This is a genomic window from Streptomyces sp. NPDC056479 (assembly GCF_042795335.1).
Taxonomy (GTDB): Bacteria; Actinomycetota; Actinomycetes; order Streptomycetales; family Streptomycetaceae; genus Streptomyces.
On the sequence record NZ_JBHTRZ010000010.1, the window covers coordinates 243,888 to 262,792 of the forward strand.

At 72.0% G+C, this 18,905-nt stretch carries 19 protein-coding genes and 1 tRNA gene; 16 read left to right on the top strand and 4 right to left on the bottom strand.

Annotation, left to right across the window (positions count from 1 at the left end):
• Nucleotides 1-18 precede the first annotated feature (18 nt).
• Complete coding sequence (locus tag ACFQ6S_RS34805; RefSeq protein ID WP_383418676.1) at nt 19-534, top strand: RNA polymerase sigma factor; 516 nt, start codon at nt 19-21, stop codon at nt 532-534.
• A 45-nt stretch (nt 535-579) separates the two neighbouring features.
• Nucleotides 580-1,080 (top strand): GNAT family N-acetyltransferase, encoded by a 501-nt coding sequence (locus ACFQ6S_RS34810; RefSeq protein WP_383418678.1) that lies wholly within the window; start codon nt 580-582, stop codon nt 1,078-1,080.
• On the opposite strand, the gene ACFQ6S_RS34815 is transcribed toward ACFQ6S_RS34810, so the two are convergent.
• Nucleotides 1,070-1,513: a hypothetical protein gene (locus ACFQ6S_RS34815; protein ID WP_383418680.1), complete on the bottom strand. Its 444-nt coding sequence runs from the start codon at nt 1,511-1,513 to the stop codon at nt 1,070-1,072. The two genes, ACFQ6S_RS34810 and ACFQ6S_RS34815, sit on opposite strands and share 11 nt — an antisense overlap.
• Nucleotides 1,494-1,853: a hypothetical protein gene (locus ACFQ6S_RS34820; protein ID WP_383418682.1), complete on the bottom strand. Its 360-nt coding sequence runs from the start codon at nt 1,851-1,853 to the stop codon at nt 1,494-1,496. Before ACFQ6S_RS34820 ends, ACFQ6S_RS34815 begins: the two co-directional genes overlap by 20 nt.
• 69 nt (nt 1,854-1,922) lie before the next feature.
• On the opposite strand from ACFQ6S_RS34820, the gene ACFQ6S_RS34825 reads away from it, so the two are divergent.
• From ACFQ6S_RS34825 to ACFQ6S_RS34870, 10 genes are all read left to right on the top strand, one after another.
• Nucleotides 1,923-2,570, top strand: a complete 648-nt coding sequence (locus ACFQ6S_RS34825; protein ID WP_383418684.1) for an HAD family hydrolase — start codon at nt 1,923-1,925, stop codon at nt 2,568-2,570.
• A gap of 328 nt (nt 2,571-2,898) precedes the next feature.
• Nucleotides 2,899-3,933, top strand: coding sequence for a methionine ABC transporter ATP-binding protein (locus tag ACFQ6S_RS34830; protein WP_383418686.1), 1,035 nt, complete (start codon nt 2,899-2,901; stop codon nt 3,931-3,933).
• The gene (locus ACFQ6S_RS34835; protein WP_383418687.1) at nt 3,930-4,655 is read left to right on the top strand and encodes a methionine ABC transporter permease; all 726 of its coding nucleotides are present in this window, start codon (nt 3,930-3,932) and stop codon (nt 4,653-4,655) included. Before ACFQ6S_RS34830 ends, ACFQ6S_RS34835 begins: the two co-directional genes overlap by 4 nt.
• A 62-nt stretch (nt 4,656-4,717) precedes the next feature.
• Complete coding sequence (locus ACFQ6S_RS34840) at nt 4,718-5,551, top strand: MetQ/NlpA family ABC transporter substrate-binding protein (protein ID WP_383418689.1); 834 nt, start codon at nt 4,718-4,720, stop codon at nt 5,549-5,551.
• A 141-nt stretch (nt 5,552-5,692) separates the two neighbouring features.
• Nucleotides 5,693-6,331, top strand: a complete 639-nt coding sequence (locus ACFQ6S_RS34845) for a GNAT family N-acetyltransferase (RefSeq protein ID WP_383418691.1) — start codon at nt 5,693-5,695, stop codon at nt 6,329-6,331.
• Between the two features lie 113 nt (nt 6,332-6,444).
• A complete protein-coding gene (gene cbiE, locus ACFQ6S_RS34850; RefSeq protein WP_383418693.1) occupies nt 6,445-7,656 on the top strand; it encodes a precorrin-6y C5,15-methyltransferase (decarboxylating) subunit CbiE in 1,212 nt (403 codons plus the stop codon).
• Nucleotides 7,657-8,024: 368 nt separating this feature from the next.
• Nucleotides 8,025-12,032: a nicotinate-nucleotide--dimethylbenzimidazole phosphoribosyltransferase gene (cobT, locus tag ACFQ6S_RS34855; RefSeq protein WP_383418695.1), complete on the top strand. Its 4,008-nt coding sequence runs from the start codon at nt 8,025-8,027 to the stop codon at nt 12,030-12,032.
• 158 nt (nt 12,033-12,190) lie between these two features.
• Nucleotides 12,191-13,423, top strand: coding sequence for a uroporphyrinogen-III C-methyltransferase (gene cobA / locus ACFQ6S_RS34860; protein ID WP_383418697.1), 1,233 nt, complete (start codon nt 12,191-12,193; stop codon nt 13,421-13,423).
• 64 nt (nt 13,424-13,487) lie between these two features.
• On the top strand, nt 13,488-14,306 hold the full coding sequence (locus ACFQ6S_RS34865; RefSeq protein WP_383418699.1) for a TrmH family RNA methyltransferase: 819 nt from the start codon (nt 13,488-13,490) through the stop codon (nt 14,304-14,306).
• 10 nt (nt 14,307-14,316) lie between these two features.
• Nucleotides 14,317-14,709 carry an NUDIX domain-containing protein gene (locus ACFQ6S_RS34870; protein WP_383418701.1) on the top strand — a complete coding sequence of 131 codons (393 nt, stop codon included), beginning with the start codon at nt 14,317-14,319 and terminating at the stop codon, nt 14,707-14,709.
• Between the two features lie 37 nt (nt 14,710-14,746).
• Here the strand turns inward: ACFQ6S_RS34870 and ACFQ6S_RS34875 are convergent, their stop codons facing one another.
• Nucleotides 14,747-16,192, bottom strand: a complete 1,446-nt coding sequence (locus ACFQ6S_RS34875; RefSeq protein WP_383419023.1) for a protein kinase — start codon at nt 16,190-16,192, stop codon at nt 14,747-14,749.
• A 196-nt stretch (nt 16,193-16,388) separates the two neighbouring features.
• On the opposite strand from ACFQ6S_RS34875, the gene ACFQ6S_RS34880 reads away from it, so the two are divergent.
• The 4 genes from ACFQ6S_RS34880 (at nt 16,389) to ACFQ6S_RS34895 (ending at nt 18,765) form a co-directional block, all read left to right on the top strand.
• Complete coding sequence (locus ACFQ6S_RS34880) at nt 16,389-16,628, top strand: hypothetical protein (protein WP_383418703.1); 240 nt, start codon at nt 16,389-16,391, stop codon at nt 16,626-16,628.
• A gap of 235 nt (nt 16,629-16,863) precedes the next feature.
• Entirely contained in the window at nt 16,864-17,061 is a 198-nt protein-coding gene (locus ACFQ6S_RS34885; protein WP_383418705.1) for a hypothetical protein, read from the top strand.
• 391 nt (nt 17,062-17,452) lie between these two features.
• Entirely contained in the window at nt 17,453-18,391 is a 939-nt protein-coding gene (locus tag ACFQ6S_RS34890; protein ID WP_383418707.1) for a phosphotransferase family protein, read from the top strand.
• Between the two features lie 80 nt (nt 18,392-18,471).
• Nucleotides 18,472-18,765 (top strand): zf-TFIIB domain-containing protein, encoded by a 294-nt coding sequence (locus ACFQ6S_RS34895; RefSeq protein ID WP_383418709.1) that lies wholly within the window; start codon nt 18,472-18,474, stop codon nt 18,763-18,765.
• A 53-nt stretch (nt 18,766-18,818) separates the two neighbouring features.
• On the opposite strand, the gene ACFQ6S_RS34900 is transcribed toward ACFQ6S_RS34895, so the two are convergent.
• Nucleotides 18,819-18,890 (bottom strand) — tRNA-Val (locus ACFQ6S_RS34900).
• Nucleotides 18,891-18,905: the final 15 nt, after the last annotated feature.

Below are 18,905 nucleotides of genomic sequence, written 5' to 3' on the forward strand. Positions count from 1 at the left end.
GGCCGCGTCGTGCCGCATATGACGGACGACCTGGTTGCCGCCCTGCGTCCCCTGCTCATCGCGGAGGCCTCCGCCGAGGCACCCGCCTCCGGAGCGGAGCCGGGCGACCTCGAACAGGCGGTCTGGCTCCGCCTCCTGGAACGCCTCGACTCCGAGGGCCCGCCCCCGGACCCCTCGGGCTGGCTGCGCCGAGCCGTGCGCTCCGAGGCCCGCCGCAGCCGCCGTACCACCCGCCGTGAACTGCCGTACGAGCACGAGCACGAGCCCGCCGCCGACGCCGACCGTCACGATCCCGAACGCCTCGCGCTCACGGCCGCCCGCCACCGCGCCCTGCGCGACGCCGTACGCCGCCTCCCGGGCCGCTGCCCCCGACTGATGGCCGCCCTCCTCTCGCCGGAGGACCCGACATACCGGGAAATCGCGGGGGAGTTGGGTATCTCACAGGGCAGTCTCGGCCCGGAACGTTCCAGATGCCTGGGATGTCTGCGCCGATTGCTCACGCCGGAGGTTGCGGCCCGCAGTGCGCGGGGATAGGAGTGAGGAACCACAGGCGATCAGGTGAGCGGGAGGCGTGCGCACATGGGCATGAGTGTGACCATTTCTGCGGCGACCGAGCAGGACGCGGAGCAGATCTTCAGGCTTCAGTACCTGTGCTTCCAGAGCGAGGCGGCGCTGTACGGGAACTACCGCATCGACCCCCTCGTCCAAACCCTGGACTCGGTCCGGGCCGAGGTCGCCGCGGACTGCGTCTTCGTGGCACGGCTGGGCGAGGAAGTGGTCGGCTCGGTCCGCGGCAGCAGCACCGAGGACGGCTCGGCCGCCATCGGCAAGCTCTGCGTCCACCCCCGCCTCCAGGGCCATGGCATCGGCGCCCGCCTCCTGCGCGCCGCGGAAGCGGCCCTGACCGAACAGCACGGCGCCAAGCGGTTCCGCCTGGAAGCGGGCCACCGCAGCGAGGGCAACCTCCGCCTCTACCGCAAGGTGGGCTACGAGACGGTGGGCACGTCGAAGGGCGGCGCGGACGGGGTCCCGATGATCGTCCTGGAGAAGGCGGCCGGCGCTTTCGTCGCTACGGCTTGAGGGTTCGCGCCTTGCGGAGCCAGTAGATGGCCGACAGGGGCAGCAGGACGGGGATGAACAGATACCCCATGCCGTAGTCGGACCACACCGTCGCGTCCGGGAACGCCGAGGGCTCCACCAGGGTCCAGGTACCGACGATCAGTACGCCCGCGAGCTCGGCGGCGCAGCACACCAGCGCCGCCCTGCGGGCCTTCTCACCACCCCTGACGAGCGTGTACGTGATGAACCCGTACACCACCCCCGCCAGTGCGGAGAGCGCGTACGCGAGTGGCGCCCGGTCGAACTCGGTCGCGATCTGGTACGCCGACCGCGACAGGGCCCCGACGACCATCACGCCGTACAGCCACACCAGCAGGATCCCGGGCCCGCTGATCAGTCGCGTCCTGGTGGGTTTCTCCTCCGACACGGCCACCTCAGCCTCCCCAGATGTCATAGAGCCGCACCTCCAGCACGGCCAGCACCACTCCGCCGGCGGCGACCGTCGCCGAACCCCACTTGCTCCGCTCGGCCAGCGACATGAAGCCCGCCGCGGGAACGCACGCGAAAGACCCCAGCAGATACGCCACGAAGATCGTCGTGCCCTGCTCCGGCTCCTCGCCCCGTGCCAGCAGCACGATCCCGATCACCAGCTGCACCAGCGTCAGCACCGTCACCACGGCCATGCCGATGAAGTGCCAGTCCTTGGTCGGCTGATCACGGTACGCCGCCCACCCGCACCACGCGGCGAGCAGCAGCGCGGCGACCCCGGTCACCAGCGTCAGGGCATCAAACATGTGGCGAGCCTATTACGGCCCAAAAGGCCTGATGCGGCCGCCCCCGCAGCGCACCGTAGGGTCGAGGGCATGAAGATCCGCGCACAAGCCCTCCTGTTCGACAACGATGGCACTCTCGTCTCCTCCCTCGATTCCGTGGACCGCTGCTGGGCGAGGTGGGCCGAGGAGTACGGCATCACGGAGGAGTTCGGCAGGGTCGAGCTGCACGGGCGTCCGGCCGTGGAGATAGTCGCCGAGCTGCTGCCGGCCGACGTCGTGCCGGAGGCCCTCGCCCGGATCGAGACACTGGAGATCGAGGACGTACCGAACGGCGGCGTGCAGCTGCTGCCCGGCACCAAGGACTTCCTCGACTCGCTGCCCGCCGACCGCTGGGCCGTCGTCACCTCCGCGACCCGGCGGCTCGCCGAAGCCCGGCTCGACGCCGTCGGCATCCTCCCCAAGTCGATGGTCACCGCCGACGACATCAGGCGTGGCAAGCCCGACCCCGAGCCCTACCTGCTCGCCGCCCGCGAACTGGGCGTCGACCCGGCCCACTGCGTCGTCTTCGAGGACGCCCCCGCGGGCCTCGCGGCCGGTCGCGCCGCCGGAATGACCACCGTGGCGTTGACCACAACCCACGAGGCACATGAGGTCGACGCCGACCTCGTCGTGCCCGACCTCTCCGCCTTGTCCGCGCTGGTCAGCGACGGCGGCGTGGAGATCTCCGTCCGCGGCTGACGGCTGTCCGCCGCTGTCCACCATGCGGACAGCGGCGGCGGGTAAGGACCGTACGTCTGGTTTACTGATCGCATGACCACGACGAGCTACCGCACCCCTGCGACCGAGGCGACGATGACGCCCGGTGCTCGTTGCATGTGTCGCATGTGCCGAATGTGCGCCTTCTAGAGGGCCCCCGCACCACTCCCTGAGTCTCGCGCCCCGAAGCGAGCCCCCGTGGCATGTCCGTACGCCGTTCGCCGTACGTGACCACAGTGCCCGCGCACATCCTTCCTCCCGTACCAGGGCACACCCATGCCCCGCGTACTCGACAGTGATGGAAACCCCAGTGATCACCACAACGGGCCTGACCAAGGTCTACCGCTCGCGCGGCCGCGAGGTCACCGCCCTCGACGGCGTCGATCTGCACGTCCGCGAAGGCGAGGTGTACGGCGTCATCGGCCAGTCCGGCGCCGGCAAGTCCTCGCTCATCCGCTGCGTCAACCTGCTGGAGCGCCCCACCGCCGGCACGGTGACCGTCGCCGGACAGGACCTCACCGCCCTCGCGGGCCGCGGTCCCCGGGCCGGCAAGGAACTGCGCCGGGCGCGCAGCCGTATCGGCATGGTGTTCCAGCACTTCAACCTGCTGTCCTCCCGGACGGTCCAGGACAATGTCGAGCTTCCGCTGGAGATCCTCGGAAAGTCGGGCAAGGAGCGCTCCCTCAAGGCGCTCGAACTGCTCGACCTCGTCGGTCTCGCGGACAAGGCCAAGGCCTACCCCGCCCAGCTCTCCGGCGGTCAGAAGCAGCGCGTCGGCATCGCCCGCGCCCTGGCCGGCGACCCCAAGGTGCTGCTCTCCGACGAGGCCACCAGCGCCCTCGACCCGGAGACCACCCGCTCCATCCTCCAGCTGCTGCGCGACCTGAACCGGCAGCTGGGCCTGACCGTCCTGCTCATCACGCACGAGATGGACGTCGTGAAGTCGATCTGCGACTCGGCCGCGCTGATGGAGAAGGGCCGCGTCGTCGAGTCCGGCACGGTCAGCGAGCTGCTCGCCACCCCCGGCTCGGAACTCGCCTCCGCGCTCTTCCCGGTGGCCGGCGAGGCCTCCGGCGACGACCGCACCGTCGTCGACGTCACCTTCCACGGCGAGGCCGCCACCCAGCCGGTGATCTCCCAGCTCTCGCGCACCTACAACATCGACATCTCGATCCTCGGCGCCGCCATCGACACCGTCGGCGGCCTCCAGGTCGGCCGGATGCGCATCGAACTGCCCGGCCGCTACGAGGACAACGTCGTGCCGATCGGCTTCCTGCGCGAACAGGGCCTGCAGATCGACGTACTGGGCCAGGAGCCCGTTCTGCTCAAGGAAGGTGCCAAGTGACCTGGTCCGAGATGCAGCCCCTGCTGGAGCAGGCGTGTTGGGACACCCTCTACATGGTCGGCTGGTCCACCCTCATCGCGGTCGTCGGCGGCCTCCCGCTGGGCATCCTCCTGGTCCTCACCGACCGGGGCGGCCTGCTCCAGAACGTCCTCGCCAACAAGGTCATCGGGCAGATCGTGAACGTCGCCCGGTCGATGCCGTTCATCATCCTGATGGTCGCGCTGATGAGCTTCACGCGCTGGGTCACCGGCACGACGATCGGCCGTGAGGCCGCCATCGTGCCGCTCGCCATCGGCGCGATCCCGTTCTTCGCCCGCCTCGTCGAGACGGCTGTCCGCGAAGTGGACGGCGGGCTCGTGGAGGCCGTGCAGTCGATGGGCGGCAACACCTGGACCATCGTGCGCAAGGTCCTCGTACCCGAGTCCCTGCCCTCCGTCATCGCCAGCACCACGACCACGATCGTCGCCCTGATCGGCTACTCGGCCATGGCCGGCACGGTCGGCGCCGGCGGCCTCGGCGACATCGCCATCCGCTACGGCTTCCAGCGCTTCGAGACCGAGCTGATGTGGATCACCGTGGCGATCCTCGCCGTCGTCATCTCCCTCATCCAGTCCGCCGGCGACTACGCGGCCCGCTCCCTGCACCGCCGCGGCGGCCAGTCGGGACCGGCGCCGAAACTGCGGCTGCTGAAGGCGTCGACGGCCACCGGCAAGACCGTCTGAGCCCCCCAGATCTCCCCGTAACACCACCACGGGGTTGCACCACATAAGGAAAGGCACTTTTCGTGCGTAACACCGCCAAGATCACCACTGCCGTCCTCGCCGCCGGAGCCCTCACCCTCGGCCTCTCCGCCTGCGGCTCGGACAAGGACTCCGGTTCCGACGCGAGCGCCCCGCTGAAGGTCGCCGCCACGCCCACCCCGCAGGGCGAGATCCTCACCTACATCAAGGACAACCTCGCGAAGAAGGCCGGCCTCGAGCTCGAGGTCAAGGAGTTCACCGACTACGTGACGCCGAACACGGCCGTCCAGCAGGGTGAGGTCGACGCCAACTACTTCCAGCACCAGCCGTACCTGGACGACTTCAACAAGAAGAACGGCACCGACATCGTCGCCGTGCCGAACGCCACGGTGCACCTGGAGCCGCTCGGTGTGTACTCCCAGGGCGTCAAGAAGCTGACGGACCTGAAGAAGGGCGCCACGGTCGCCCTGCCGAACGACACCACCAACGAGGCCCGCGCGCTGAAGCTGCTGGAGGCCAACGGTGTGATCAAGCTCAAGGCGGGCGTCGGCTACGAGGCGACCCCGAAGGACGTCGCCTCCAACCCGAAGAACATCGAGTTCAAGGAGCTCGAGGCGGCCCAGCTGCCGCGCTCCCTCGCCGACGTCGACGCCGCCGTCATCAACGGCAACTACGCGCTGGAGGCCGACCTCAACCCGGCCAAGGACGCCCTCGCCGCCGAGTCGCCCAAGGACAACCCGTACGGCAACTTCCTCGCCGTGAAGAAGGGCAACGAGGACGACCCGCGGGTGCAGAAGCTCGCGAAGCTGCTGACCTCGCCCGAGGTGAAGAAGTTCATCGCGGACAAGTACGACGGAGCGGTCGTCGCCGCTTTCTGACGGGGCGTAACCGGCGTATCGCCACGCACGGGGTCCACACCTTCACTTGGTGTGGACCCCGTGGTGCGGTTCAGTGCTTTCATGCTGCATGCTGGGCAGTTCAGCGGCATTGAACGTTCGTCGAAGGTTACGGAGCGGCGCATGACTAGCACCTTCCCCAACATCTCCATCAGCACGGAGCGGTTGGTGCTGCGTCCCCTCGACGAGGACGACGTGCCCGCACTGGCCGAGATGATGAACGACGAGCAGGTCGGTGCCTGGACCGATGTCCCCCAGCCCTTCACCGAGGACGGCGCACGTACCTGGATCACCGAGTACGCCCCCACCGAGCGGGAGGCCGGCCGCGGACTCGACCTCGCCGTCACGGAGTTCCTCACCCAGCGCCTGGTCGGCATCGTCCAGCTGACCAAGACCAACTGGCACATCCGGTCCACCGAACTGTCGTACACCGTCGCCCCCTGGGCCCGCGGCGAGGGCTACGCCTCCGAGGCCGCGCTCGCCACCGCCCAATGGCTCTTGGGCGACCAGAAGTTCGAGCGCATCGAGATCCGCACCGCCGCCGACAACACCGCCTCCCAGCAGGTCGCCCAGAAGATCGGCTGCATCAGCGAGGGCGTCCTGCGCAACGCGTGCATAGCGCACGTCCGCACGGACGACGGCAGCTGGGCCGATGTACGCACCGACTTCATCGTGTGGAGTCTGCTCCCGGAGGACCTCGACGGTGCCGGCGAGCAGCTGGCCGACTCCGGCGGCTTCACCTCGTTCGGTGAGTGGAACTGACGGAAAACGAACCCCTGGGCACCAGGGGTGCCGAATCGGCGACCGGGTACCCTCACGGAGCCTGCCCCTCGGGCTGCCCTACGACTACCTGCGCAAACCCTGGAGACTGACGAATGGCCGACCGCGTCACGGTGATCGGCTGGGACGGCTCGCCGCTGACCGCCGCGGCACGCTCCGCCCTCGGTGCCGCCACGCTCGTGGCCGGTGCCGCACACCACCTGGCGCTGGCCGAGGTGCCGCGCGCCGCCGAGCGCATCCGCCTGGGCAGCGTCGCCCTCGCCGCCCGCCGGATCGCAGGCCACCGTGGGACCGCGGTGGTGCTGGCCGACGGCGACCCCGGCTTCTTCGGAGTCGTACGGACCCTGCGCGCGCCCGAGTTCGGCCTGGAGGTCGAGGTCGTCCCCGCCGTCTCCTCGGTCGCCGCCGCATTCGCCCGCGCCGGTATGCCCTGGGACGACGCACAGGTGGTCGTCGCACACCGTCGCACCCTGCGACGCGCGGTGAATGTGTGCCGCGCCCACACCAAGGTCGCGGTCCTCACCTCACCCGGCGCCGGACCCGCCGAACTCGGCCTGCTGCTGGAAGGCGTCCACCGCACCTTCGTGATCTGCGAGGAGCTGGGCACCGAGCGCGAGCAGGTCACCGTGGTGACCTCCGACAAGGCCGCCGACCACAGCTGGCGCGATCCGAACGTCGTCATCGTCATCGGCGGCCCGGCCGGGGCGACGGAGTCCGGCGGCTGGCTCGCCGGACGCGATCCGAGCGCCGGCCCGCGCGGCTGGACGCTGCCCGCCGAGGCCTACGGAGGCCTCATGGGCGAGAGCGAACTGGAACCGCTGCGCGCGGCCCAACTCGCCCGGCTCGGCCCGCGCGTCGGCGACCTCGTGTGGGACATCGGCTGTGCCAGCGGCGCCTTCGCCACCGAGGCCGCCCGGGCCGGCGCGGCCGTCATCGCCGTCGACCGCGACCCGCAGGCCTGCTCCCGCACCGAGGCCAACGCACGCGCCTTCGGCGTCCAGCTCCAGGTCGTCGACGGCACGGCCCCGCACATCCTGGAGAACCTCCCCGAACCGGACGTCGTCCGCGTCGGCGGCGGGGGAGCGGCCGTCGTGTCCGCCGTCGCCGACCGGCGCCCGCAGCGCATCGTCACGCACGCCGCGACCCGCGACGACGCCGAACTCATCGGCCGCGACCTCACCTCGCACGGATACGACGTCGAGTGCGCCCTTCTCCAGTCCGTCGAACTCGACACGCGGGCCTGGACGGAACGCGAGCGCAGTGTCGCCTTCCTGCTCAGCGCGGTACTGCCCGATCGCACGGTGTGACCGTCCACCCCTCCCGGTGATCCGGTTGTCGTACCGCGCGCGGTAGGCTGGCCGATCGTTGTACCGCACGCGGTCGCCCGGCTTTTCGTCGGTCAATGTCCGGGAAAACACGCCCCGTTTGGGGTGGGTGTGGTACGGCGGAACCGGAGGACGCGCAACGTGGCGCAGTCCACAGCGGCCTGTCGCGGATCAACCTGTCGCGACGGCCGAACGGCCACGACAATGCCACTCAATGGCTTTGTCGCCATTTTGGTGCGGGTCGTTCGTGCCGCTGAGCACGCACGCTCGTTCTTCACTGCGGGGGCGGTCGGTGCGCCGTTCCCGGTGAGCTGGTCGTAGAAGCACTAACCGATGGGCGAGGGGTACGCATGACCGACACCGGCCAGGTCCCGGGCGAGGGACTGCCGGAGAGCGCAGGCATGGCGGAGCACCCGGGCGCCCCCGCGGCGCACGGTGCGTACGGCTACCTCTCCGAGACCACCGCCGAGGACGAAGACCTGCTGATGCCCGGCTCTCACGGCGCCTGGGGCAACGAGGTCGCCCCGCCCGCGCCGGAGCCGGTCGTCGAGGCCGTTCACCAGCCGGGAGCGCACGAGATCTCCGGCCGCGACAGCGGTTCGGTCGACCTCAGTGACGTCCGCCTGTCGACGCCCACGGCCCCCTCGGCGCCCATCCCGCCGATCACTCCCCGGCGTCCCCTGCACCTCGGCCCGCTCATTCCGGACGCCTCCGCCAGCCCGGTCCGCTCCCTCGCCGACCGCGGCGCCGTCGCCGGGCCGGCCCGTCAGCCCGGCCTGGCCCCGGCCGGCCCGGAGTACCTCGACGCCACGGTCCCGCAGCCGGCGACGGCCTGGCCCGCCCCGGCCCCGTCCGGAGTCCAGGCCCAGGTTCCGGCTCCCGTGCCGGTGGGCGCGGAGGCGGCGGCTGCCGAAACGGTTGTCCCCACCGAACAACCGGTGGGCGCCGCTCAGGCGGTCGTGGCGAGGGTCGCCACCGAGGCAGGTGCGGTGACGGGCGCGGCTCAGGAGGCCGCGGCCGTTGACGCCGGTCAGGAGGCTGTGGCCGCTCATCCCTCGGGCGCCGGTGTTCCGGGTGCCGACGAGGATGCCGGGGTCGTGTCCGCTCCCGCGGTCGAACAGGTAGAACAGGTCCACCAGGTCGCACAGGTCGCCTTCGTCGGAGAGGCGCCCGAGGGTGGCCAGGGTGTCGAGGACGGTCCGGTGCTTGTCGGTGCCGAGGCCGCCGACGCCGTTGTGGGCGAGGTGGCGCAGATCGCCGAGGTACCGGTGGCTGCGGTCGGTCAGGTTCCCGATGGCTCGGGTCCCGGGGACGCTCCGGTTTCCGAGGTGCCGCTTGTCGCTGAGGCCGGCCAGGTGGTCGGGATGCCTGCCGCCGAAGCCGGCCAGGTGGTCGGGATGCCTGCCCCCGAGGCCGGCCAGGTTGTCGAGATGCCGGTGGCCGAGGTCGGCCAGGCCGCCGAGGGCGCTGTTCCGGGGACGGGTCATGGCGCCGCCCCCGAGAGCGAACCGCTGCCGGAGGCGCTTGCCCCGCAGGCCGTGTCGGTTCCGGACGCCCCGGCCCCTGACGCCCCCGCCCCGGAGGCCGTCCAGTTGCCGGACGCCCTCGCTCCCGAGCCCGTTCACGTACTCGGCGATGCCGTGCCCGAGGCCCCCGCGCAGCTCTCCGAGCCCCTCGCCCCGGAGGCCGTCCAGGCTCCTGAGGCCGCTCAGGTCCTGCCGGACGCTGCCCAGGCGATCCCGGAGGCCGCCCCCCTCCCACCCGCACCGGATGCCGCCCAGGCCCCCCAGCCCGTGGACGCCGACCCCGTCGTACCGGCACCGCAGCCGACCGACGCCGGCCCCGCCCCCGTCGACGACGCCCCCGTCGTCGTAGCCCCCGAACCGGTGCCGCATCCCGCCGACGCCGATCAGGCAGCCCAGCAGCAGAGCGCACCCCTTGCCCCGGCCGAGCTGCCCGCTCAGGCCCCGGAGGCCCTCATGGACCCGAACCTCGCGCAGCAACCGACCCAGGACGGCGCCGACGCCGAAGCGCACGCCGTGCCCGTGAGCGCGCCCGCCGTCGAGGTGGGAGCCCCCGTGGCGGACCCGGCGCCCGTCGCGGAGCCCGACGCGGGCCAGATCCCGGACGCCCCGCGGGCCCCGGATGTGGCCGCCGAGTCGGCCGTGGCCCCCCAGCCCCTCCCCGCCGCCGCTCCGCAGCCGGCCGCGGTCGAGACCCCCGAGCCCTTCGTCGCCGAACCCGCCGGCCCGCAGCTCCGGTCCGCGCAGGTCGTCGAGGTTCAGGCCGCACCGTCCGTCCCGCTCGCCGAGTACGGCGAGGGCGAGGCCACCGACGTACTCACGACCGGCATGGCCCAGGAGCCCGCGCCCGAGCAGCCGCTGGGCCAGTTCGTGGCGGTCGAGGGCTCGGTGCCGACCACCCCGCACCTCGCCCCCACTCCGCCGCAGCCGATCGTCCTGCCCATGGAGCAGGGGCCGGGTCCCGTTCCCATGGTCCCGGCGCCGCGCGAGGGCGACCCCGAACTCGTACAGCACGCGGACGACCTGGACACCCGGGCCGCCGACCAGGAAGACCAGGCAGAAGAGAGCACGGCCGTGGTCGAGGAAGCACGACAGTCCACCGGCCCCGCGGCGCCCGCCTACGACGACGCCGAACGCGAGGCCGTCCTGAAGGTCATGCGCGAGCGCCGGGACATCCGCAACGGCTTCCGCAGCGACCCCATCCCGCACGAGGTACTGCTGCGCGTCCTGGAGGCCGCCCACACCGCGCCCTCCGTCGGCCACTCCCAGCCCTGGGACTTCGTGGTCATCCGCTCCTCGGACACCCGGCGCACCATGCACGAACTGGCCATGCGCCAGCGCGAGGCGTACGCCAAGTCGCTCCCCAAGGGCCGGGCGAAGCAGTTCAAGGAACTGAAGATCGAGGCCATCCTCGACACCCCGGTCAACATCGTCGTCACCGCCGACCCCACCCGCGGCGGCCGGCACACCCTCGGCCGGCACACCCAGCCGCAGATGGCGCCCTACTCCGCCGCGCTCGCCGTCGAGAACCTCTGGCTCGCCGCCCGCGCCGAGGGCCTCGGCGTCGGCTGGGTCAGCTTCTTCGACGAGCGCGAGATGGTCCGCGCGCTCGGCCTGCCCGAGCACCTGGAGGTCATCGCCTACCTGTGCGTCGGCTACGTCGACGAGTTCCCGGACGAGCCCGAGCTGATGCAGGCCGGCTGGTCCAAGCGCCGCCCGCTGTCGTGGGTCGTGCACGAGGAGACGTACGGCCGTCGCGCGCTGCCCGGCGAGGAGCCGCACGACCTGCTCGGCGAGACCGTCGCCCAGATCCGCCCGCTGGACGCCAAGGCTCTCGGCGAGGCCTGGGAACGCCAGAAGCGGATGACCAAGCCGCCGGGCTCGCTCGGCATGCTGGAGATCATCTCCGCCCAGCTGTCCGGGCTGTCCCGGCAGTGCCCGCCGCCGATCCCGGAGCCCGCGGCCGTCGCGATCTTCGCCGGCGACCACGGCGTGCACGCCCAGGGGGTCACCCCCTGGCCGCAGGAGGTGACGGCCCAGATGGTGGCCAACTTCCTCGGCGGCGGGGCGGTCTGCAACGCCTTCGCCGGACAGGTCGGCGCGGAGGTCTGCGTCGTCGACGTGGGCGTCGCCGCCGACCTGCCCGCCACCCCCGGTCTGCTGCCCCGCAAGGTCCGTGCGGGCACCTCCGACATGACGACCGGCCCCGCGATGACCCGCGAGGAGGCCAAGCAGGCCATCGAGGTCGGCATCGAGACGGCCCGCGACCTGGTGGCGGCCGGCAACAAGGCGCTGCTGACGGGTGAGATGGGCATCGCCAACACCACCGCCTCGGCCGCCCTGATCTCGGTGTTCACCGGCGCGGAACCGGCCGAGGTCACCGGCCGCGGCACCGGCATCAACGACGAGACCCTCGCCCGCAAGACCGAGGTCGTCCGCCGCGCCCTCGAGCACCACCAGCCGGACCCGGCCGACCCGATCGGCGTCCTCGCGGCGATCGGCGGCTTCGAGCACGCCGCGATCGTCGGCCTCCTGCTGGGCGGTGCCTCCCTGCGTACGCCGGTGATCCTGGACGGCGTCAGCGCCGGCGCCGCGGCCCTGGTCGCGCGTGCCATTGCCCCCGAGGTCCTGGCCGCCTGCATCGCGGGCCACCGCAGCGCCGAGCCCGGCCACGTGGCCGCCCTCAACAAGCTGGGCCTGCGCCCCCTGGTCGACCTCGACCTCCGGCTCGGTGAGGGCACGGGCGCGCTGCTGGCACTGCCGCTGGTGCAGAGCACGGCGCGGGCGATGCACGAGGTGGCGACGTTCGACTCGGCAGGGGTCACCGAGAAGTAGATCGGCAACAGGGGGGCCCGGGGAGTGCAACCCCGGGTCCCCCGTCACGTCGCCGTGGTCGCCCAGCCACCGGACGCCCGAACCGTCACCAGCGCCCGCAGCATAAAATCCGCACGTCAGGGCATCGCACCGCCGCCGCGAAAGGGAGCCGCACCCTCATGGCCGAAAACCCCGCCTACCCCGTAGGCCTCCGCCTCTCCGGCCGCAAAGTGGTCGTCCTGGGCGGTGGCCAGGTGGCCCAGCGCCGCCTCCCGGCCCTCATCGCAGCGGGCGCCGACATCGTCCTCGTGTCGCCCGAGGCGACCCCGTCGGTCGAGGCCATGGTGGACGCGGGCGAGATCACCTGGCACCAGCGCCCCTACGAGGACGGCGACCTCGCCGACGCCTGGTACGCCCTGATCGCCACCGGCGACAAGGAAGCCAACGCACGGGCCTCTGCCGAGGCGGAGCGGCACCGCGTCTGGTGCGTCCGCTCCGACGACGCGGACCAGGCGACGGCCTGGACCCCCGCCACCGGCCACAGCGAGGGCGTCACCATCGCCGTCCTCACCACCGAGGCCCGCGGCCGTGACCCCCGGCACACCGCCGCCATCCGCGACGCGGTCGTCGAGGGCCTGCGCGACGGCTCGCTCGTCGCCCCGCACCACCGCACCCGTACCGCGGGCGTCGCCCTGGTCGGCGGCGGCCCCGGCGACCCGGACCTCATCACCGTGCGCGGCCGTCGTCTGCTCGCCGAGGCGGACGTGGTCATCACCGACCACCTGGGCCCGCGCGACCTGCTCGCGGAACTTCCCGCGAGCGTCGAGGTGATCGACGCGGCGAAGCTGCCGTACGGCCGCTTCATGGCCCAGGAGGCCATCAACAACGCGCTGATCGAACACGCCAGGCAGGGCAAGTCGGTCGTACGTCTCAAGGGCGGCGACCCCTTCGTCTACGGCCGTGGCATGGAGGAGGTCCAGGCGCTGGCCGAGGCCGGTGTGCCGTGCACGGTCGTGCCCGGCATCTCCAGCTCGATCTCGGTGCCCGGCGCCGCCGGCATCCCGGTCACCCATCGGGGCGTGGCCCACGAGTTCACGGTGGTCAGCGGCCACATCGCACCCGACGACGAGCGTTCCCTGGTCGACTGGCCGGCACTCGCCAGGCTGACCGGCACGCTGGTGATCCTCATGGGCGTGGGCACGCTCGCGAAGGTCGCCGAGACCCTCATCGCCCACGGCAAGTCCCCGGACACCCCGGTCGCCCTGGTCCAGGAAGGCACGACCGCCGCCCAGCGCCGGGTCGACGCGACCCTCGCCACGGCCGGCCAAGCGGTGGCGGACCACGAGGTGAAGCCGCCGGCGGTCATCGTCATCGGCGAGGTCGTCACGGTAGGACCCAGCGCCTCAGAGTAACCGCGGGTAACGCAACCCGTTCCGAACCGTTGGCACCGCATCCAGGACAAGGCAGTATCACTCTGTGGCCGATCTCATCACCGTCGATGACCCCACCGACCCGCGCCTGCGCGACTACACAGGCCTGACCGACGTCGAACTGCGCCGCAAGCGCGAGCCGGCCGAGGGACTGTTCATCGCCGAGGGCGAGAAGGTCATCAGACGGGCGAAGGAAGCCGGCTACGAGATGCGGTCGATGCTGCTGTCGGCCAAGTGGGTCGACGTCATGCGCGACGTCATCGACGAGATGCCGGCCCCGGTCTACGCGGTCAGCCCGGAGCTCGCCGAGCAGGTCACCGGCTACCACGTGCACCGCGGGGCGCTCGCGTCGATGCAGCGCAAGCCGCTGCCGACGGCGACCGAACTGCTCCAGACCGCACGCCGCGTGGTCGTCATGGAGTCGGTCAACGACCACACCAACATCGGCGCCATCTTCCGCTCGGCCGCCGCCCTCGGCATGGACGCGGTCCTGCTCTCGCCGGACTGCGCGGATCCCCTGTACCGCCGTAGCGTCAAGGTCTCCATGGGCGCGGTCTTCTCGGTGCCGTACGCCCGCCTGGAGACCTGGCCCAAGGGCCTGGAGTCGGTCCGCGAGGCGGGGTTCACCCTGCTCGCGCTCACTCCCGACGAGAAGGCCAAGAGCCTCGACGAGGCCGCTCCGCAACGGATGGACCGGGTCGCCCTGATGCTGGGCGCCGAGGGCGACGGCCTGTCCACCCAGGCCCTGGTGGCCGCCGACGAATGGGTCCGCATCCCGATGTCCCACGGCGTCGACTCCCTCAATGTCGGCGCGGCGGCCGCGGTCGCCTTCTACGCGGTGGCCACCGGCCGCCCGCAGGCCTGAGGGGCCGTAGATGAGCCGGGGCGAGGCGATCGTCGCGGTCCTGCTCCGCGCCGACCGCCTGCTCGCCATCCGGCGCGGCCCGGGTGTCGCGCGTCCCGGCTACTGGCAACCCGTCAGCGGCAGGATCGAGCCGGGGGAGACCCAGCGCGAGGCGGTCGTCCGGGAGGTCCGCGAGGAGGTGGGCCTCACCGTCGCGCCGCTGGCCAAGGTCTGGGAGTCGGAGACGGACGACGGCCGCTTCCGCCTCCACTGGTGGACGGCACGCGCCGACACCGGCGATGTGGTCCCCGACCCCGACGAGGTCGGCGAGGCCCGCTGGGTCACGCCGGCGGAGTTCCTGGCCCTGGACCCGGTCTTCGAGGGCGACCGGGAGTTCTTCGAACGGATCCTGCCGGGTTTGTGAGCCCCGTCCGTGCCAGGCGGTCGCCCTCGCCCGTCGTCTAGTCGCGGATCTCGAGCGTCGACTCGTACCGCTCGGACATCAGATCCCCGTCCAGCGGTGTGAATCCGGGGTCCACCCGCCCCTGCTGCGGCCGTACGACGTCCCCCTCGTCGCCAAGGCCGCGATCCGGGCCCTGGCAGCCCTGCGCCGCCGCGATGCCGAGCGCCACGAGCACCGTCACCACGACGAACACGAACAGCCGCTGCCGGAGCAGCTGAGGGTTGGCGGGCCGCCGTCCCGCTCCCGTGTTCCGGGGCGCCGGACGTCCGTTGCCGCTCCGCTGGACGGGCCTGCCACCGCCCGGCTGGACGGGCCTGCCGCCGTTGGCCGAGCGGGAGGTGGTGCGGGGGCCGGGCATCGGCGGCCGGGCCCCGGCGCGGGACGACGCCGTACCGCCCTGGGGGACCCCGCCGCCCCTCGACGGAGCCGCGTCGCGCGCCGGGCCGGGGCCGCGCGAGTTGCCGTTTCCCCGTGGCATGGCGGTACCGCGGGGCGGGGGAGCGCCCTGCGCGCGCCGCTGGACACGCTGCTGATCGGCGTAGGTGTCGGCGAGCCGCCCGGTCGGCCGGTCCGCCTCCCCGGAACGCGGCGCGGGCGGACGTACGTCCGCGAATCCCTGCGCCTCCCGGGCCGCGATCTCCTTCAGGCGCAGCGACAGCTGAAGCGTGCTGGGCCGGTCCTCCGGGTCCTTCGCGAGGCATGCCCGGACGAGGGGGGCCAGGGCGTCCGGTACGCCGTGCAGCTGCGCCTCCTCGTGTACGACGCGGTACAGCATCACTTCCGAACTGCCGTGCCCGAAGGGGGAGTCACCCATCGACGCGTACGCGAGCGTGGCGCCGAGGGAGAACACGTCCGTGGCCGGGGTGACGGCGGCACCGCGCACCTGCTCGGGGGCGAGGAAGCCGGGCGAGCCGACCGCCGTGCCGACGTGGGTGAGGGTCGAGGCACCCGTCGCCCAGGCGATGCCGAAGTCGATGATCCTCGGGCCCTTGGGGGACAGGAGGATGTTCGAGGGCTTGAGGTCCCGGTGGACGACCCCGGCCTCGTGGACGGCGACCAGCCCCTCGGACAGGGCGGCCCCGACGGCGGCGACCTCCGCGGCGCCGAGCGCGCCCTCGTCTGCGACCCTGTCGTGCAGGGACGGGCCGGGCACGTACTGGGTGGCGAACCAGGGCCGTTCCGCCTCGAGGTCGGCGGCCACGAGCCGTGCCGTGCACCCGCCGCGAATCCGCCGGGCCGCCGAGACCTCACGCGCGAACCGCGAACGGAACTCCTGGTCCTCCGCCAGATCGGGCCGGATCACCTTCAGCGCGACCCGCTGCCCCTTCTTGTCGGAGCCCAGGTAGACGACGCCCATTCCGCCCGCGCCGAGCCGTCTGTGAAGCCTGAACGAGCCGACGACGCGCGGGTCCTCGCGCCTCAGGCGCATCATCGCCATGTTCATCCCCGCTGCCCGGTCCGTGTGACGAGCCACAGCTTACGTTTCCGCGGGCCGCCGTGCGCAGAGGCCGCGCCCTCTCGGGGTGATGGATTGTCAGTGCCGGGTGGGAGACTTGAAGGGTGGTCAGGGGGTCGGTGAGCAGGGCGACTTAGGTGTGCCGCGACCTCCAACCACCCGTCGCAGAAGGGGGATTGAACCCGTGAAGGGTGATCGCGTGGAGATAGTCGTGGACGCAGGCGACACGACGCGTACGTATGAAGTGGTGGCGAGCAGGGCGGGGCGCCGGGTGGAGACGGCGGTGCGTCGAGGTGTCGTGGAAGTGAGCGAAGTCACCAGAAACGGATCCGTGGTGCGTACGGCCCGCTTCATGGCGAACCGGGTCCTTGCGCTGGTCGAACAGCCGGTGCCGCGGGAGGACAGCTCGGAGAAAACGGGGTAGACCGGGCGTCCCCTCCGGGAAGACCCCGAGACCTAGGTCCTCGTCTCCACCCAGGGGAGTACTCCGCAGGTGGTGGCTCATCCTCCGGGAGGCCCGGCAATCGGTACGAGGGCATGACGTGCCCGGGGTGGCCACGGGCCTAGATTTGAGGTCAAGCGGCGGGTGCAGCACTCGTCCCCCGAGGTCAGACACCCGCCGCTGCCAACGACAACTGACACAGGTCAGGAGAGGGACCATGGCCCAGACGGCACCGCGGACACTGATCCGCATGCAGGAGCGCACGATGCTGCGTACCCGTCGCCAGGGCCGCCGCCATCCGCTGGTGGCGACACTCATGGCCCTTCCCCTGGCGGCCCTCCTCCTCCTCGTCTTCGACGGCTGGGAGACGGTGGCCACACAGGCGTCGTCCGTGGGCGTGATGCTGGGGCGCTGAGCGGCGACCCCAGGCCCGGAAGAGCGGTCCGGGCGGGGACATCCACCCATGAAACCCCGTGGGGACGGGGGTGCGGCGGACGGCACAAATGCCGGCGCAGCTGGGGAGCTGCGCCGGCATTGCTTTTGCCTCCGGCGGGTTGGGGCGGTCCATAGCCGGCCCCAACCCACCGGAGCGCTCACATCCCCGACGCAGGCCAGCACCTCTCAGCCTGTCCGGCGTTTGAGGACGAGGCCCGTCCAGGGCCGAAGCGGGGGGCCGGGGCGGCAGCCCCCAGGCAGGGCCCGCGCAGACGCCGGAGCACCCGCACAGCCGCGGTACCGATGACCCGGTCCGGCGACGCGGTCACCCCGTACCCTCGGCCCAGACCATCCGCGCACAAGGGACGCCCGTGACCCCGAACCCGCTACTGCCCGACCTCACCGCACGAGCCATAGCCGCGGCTCACTCGCGTACGTCCGCCTGTCCCTGCGGAACAACCGTCACCCTCGCCGAGCGGCCCGACGCCACCGTCGTCCGTCACGCGGACACGGTCGCCAAAGCCCACGCCCCGGGCATCACGGTCACCGACCTGGCGCCCCGCCTGGCCACCGCCACACACCTCCCCGAGATATTCCTGCCCCCGCTCACCACCCGACCCGTCGACCTGCACGACCGGCGCGTGAGCCTGTGGCCGTACGGCACCCCTGTGGACCCGGAAGATCCGGACGCGGCCCCCTGGGAAGCGGCCGCGACCCTGCTCGCCCACCTCCATCGCACCCCCGCACCCACCCCGCTGCCTCCCATGCGCGGACCCGCCAAGGCAGCCCTCGCCCTGTCCCGCCTCCGCGCGACCACCGAGGGCGGCCCCGCCGCCGCGGTCCGCCGCGCCTGGGACGCCCTTCCCTCCTGGGCCCGCGACGAGGCCCCCCAGCCCGACACCGCCACCCTGTGCCACGGTGACCTCCACCTCGGCCAGCTCGTGCGGTACCCGGCCCCGGACGGTCCCTGGCGGCTCATAGACGTTGACGATCTGGGCGTGGGTGTGCCGGCCTGGGACCTGGGCCGGCCGGCCGCCTGGTACGCCTGCGGGTTGCTCCCGCCCGAGGAGTGGAAGCGGTTCCTGGCCGCCTACCGAGCCGGCGGCGGCCCGGCCGTTCCCGCCGACGGTGACCCCTGGCCCGCGCTGGACGTCCCCGCCCGCGCCCTCACCGCGCAGACCGCCGCCCGTGCGATCACCAAGGCCGTGGCCGAGAGGCGTGACCTGGACGAGGTCGAGCAGGCCCTCGTCGACGCCTGTGACCGAATGGCTTCCGTCCCCCCGGAGTTGGTTCGCGAACCGGCGAAGTAGGGTGCAACCGACCGCAGCCGGACAGAGTCTGTCCTGGCGAAACACGAAGCAGGACCGACCGGCGAGGAGTTGAGCCGACCATGCAGTGTCCGAAGTGCCATGCGCCGATGCACACCTACAACCGCAATGGCGTTCAGATCGAGCAGTGCAGTGGCTGCCGCGGGATCTTTCTCGACTACGGCGAGCTGGAGGCGCTGACCCGCGTGGAGTCCCAGTGGTCCCAGCCGGCCCCGCCGCCCCCGGGTGCCCCGCAGGCGTACCCGGCCGCCGCCCCGCAGGCTCCTGCCTGGGGTGCCCCGCACGGTGGCCACCACGGCGGTCACTACGGCCACAAGCGGCACAAGAGCTTCGGCCACATGCTGTTCTCCAGCTGAGCCCATCAGGCCACGAAGAAGCCCCCGGTCGTCTGACCGGGGGCTTCGGAGTGTGGACGATACTGGGATTGAACCAGTGACCTCTTCCGTGTCAGGGAAGCGCTCTCCCGCTGAGCTAATCGTCCTGGCGGGTCGTGATC

Excerpts from the sequence above, each read along its gene's own strand:
- ACFQ6S_RS34875 (WP_383419023.1), bottom strand. The coding sequence starts at position 16,192 with ATGAACATGGCGATGATGCGCCTGAGGCGCGAGGACCCGCGCGTCGTC.
- ACFQ6S_RS34885 (WP_383418705.1), top strand. The coding sequence starts at position 16,864 with ATGGCCCAGACGGCACCGCGGACACTGATCCGCATGCAGGAGCGCACG.
- ACFQ6S_RS34870 (WP_383418701.1), top strand. The coding sequence starts at position 14,317 with ATGAGCCGGGGCGAGGCGATCGTCGCGGTCCTGCTCCGCGCCGACCGC.
- cobT (WP_383418695.1), top strand. The coding sequence starts at position 8,025 with ATGACCGACACCGGCCAGGTCCCGGGCGAGGGACTGCCGGAGAGCGCA.
- ACFQ6S_RS34825 (WP_383418684.1), top strand. The coding sequence starts at position 1,923 with ATGAAGATCCGCGCACAAGCCCTCCTGTTCGACAACGATGGCACTCTC.
- cbiE (WP_383418693.1), top strand. The coding sequence starts at position 6,445 with ATGGCCGACCGCGTCACGGTGATCGGCTGGGACGGCTCGCCGCTGACC.
- ACFQ6S_RS34845 (WP_383418691.1), top strand. The coding sequence starts at position 5,693 with ATGACTAGCACCTTCCCCAACATCTCCATCAGCACGGAGCGGTTGGTG.
- ACFQ6S_RS34895 (WP_383418709.1), top strand. The coding sequence starts at position 18,472 with ATGCAGTGTCCGAAGTGCCATGCGCCGATGCACACCTACAACCGCAAT.
- ACFQ6S_RS34810 (WP_383418678.1), top strand. The coding sequence starts at position 580 with ATGGGCATGAGTGTGACCATTTCTGCGGCGACCGAGCAGGACGCGGAG.
- cobA (WP_383418697.1), top strand. The coding sequence starts at position 12,191 with ATGGCCGAAAACCCCGCCTACCCCGTAGGCCTCCGCCTCTCCGGCCGC.
- ACFQ6S_RS34820 (WP_383418682.1), bottom strand. The coding sequence starts at position 1,853 with ATGTTTGATGCCCTGACGCTGGTGACCGGGGTCGCCGCGCTGCTGCTC.
- ACFQ6S_RS34805 (WP_383418676.1), top strand. The coding sequence starts at position 19 with ATGACGGACGACCTGGTTGCCGCCCTGCGTCCCCTGCTCATCGCGGAG.
- ACFQ6S_RS34815 (WP_383418680.1), bottom strand. The coding sequence starts at position 1,513 with ATGACATCTGGGGAGGCTGAGGTGGCCGTGTCGGAGGAGAAACCCACC.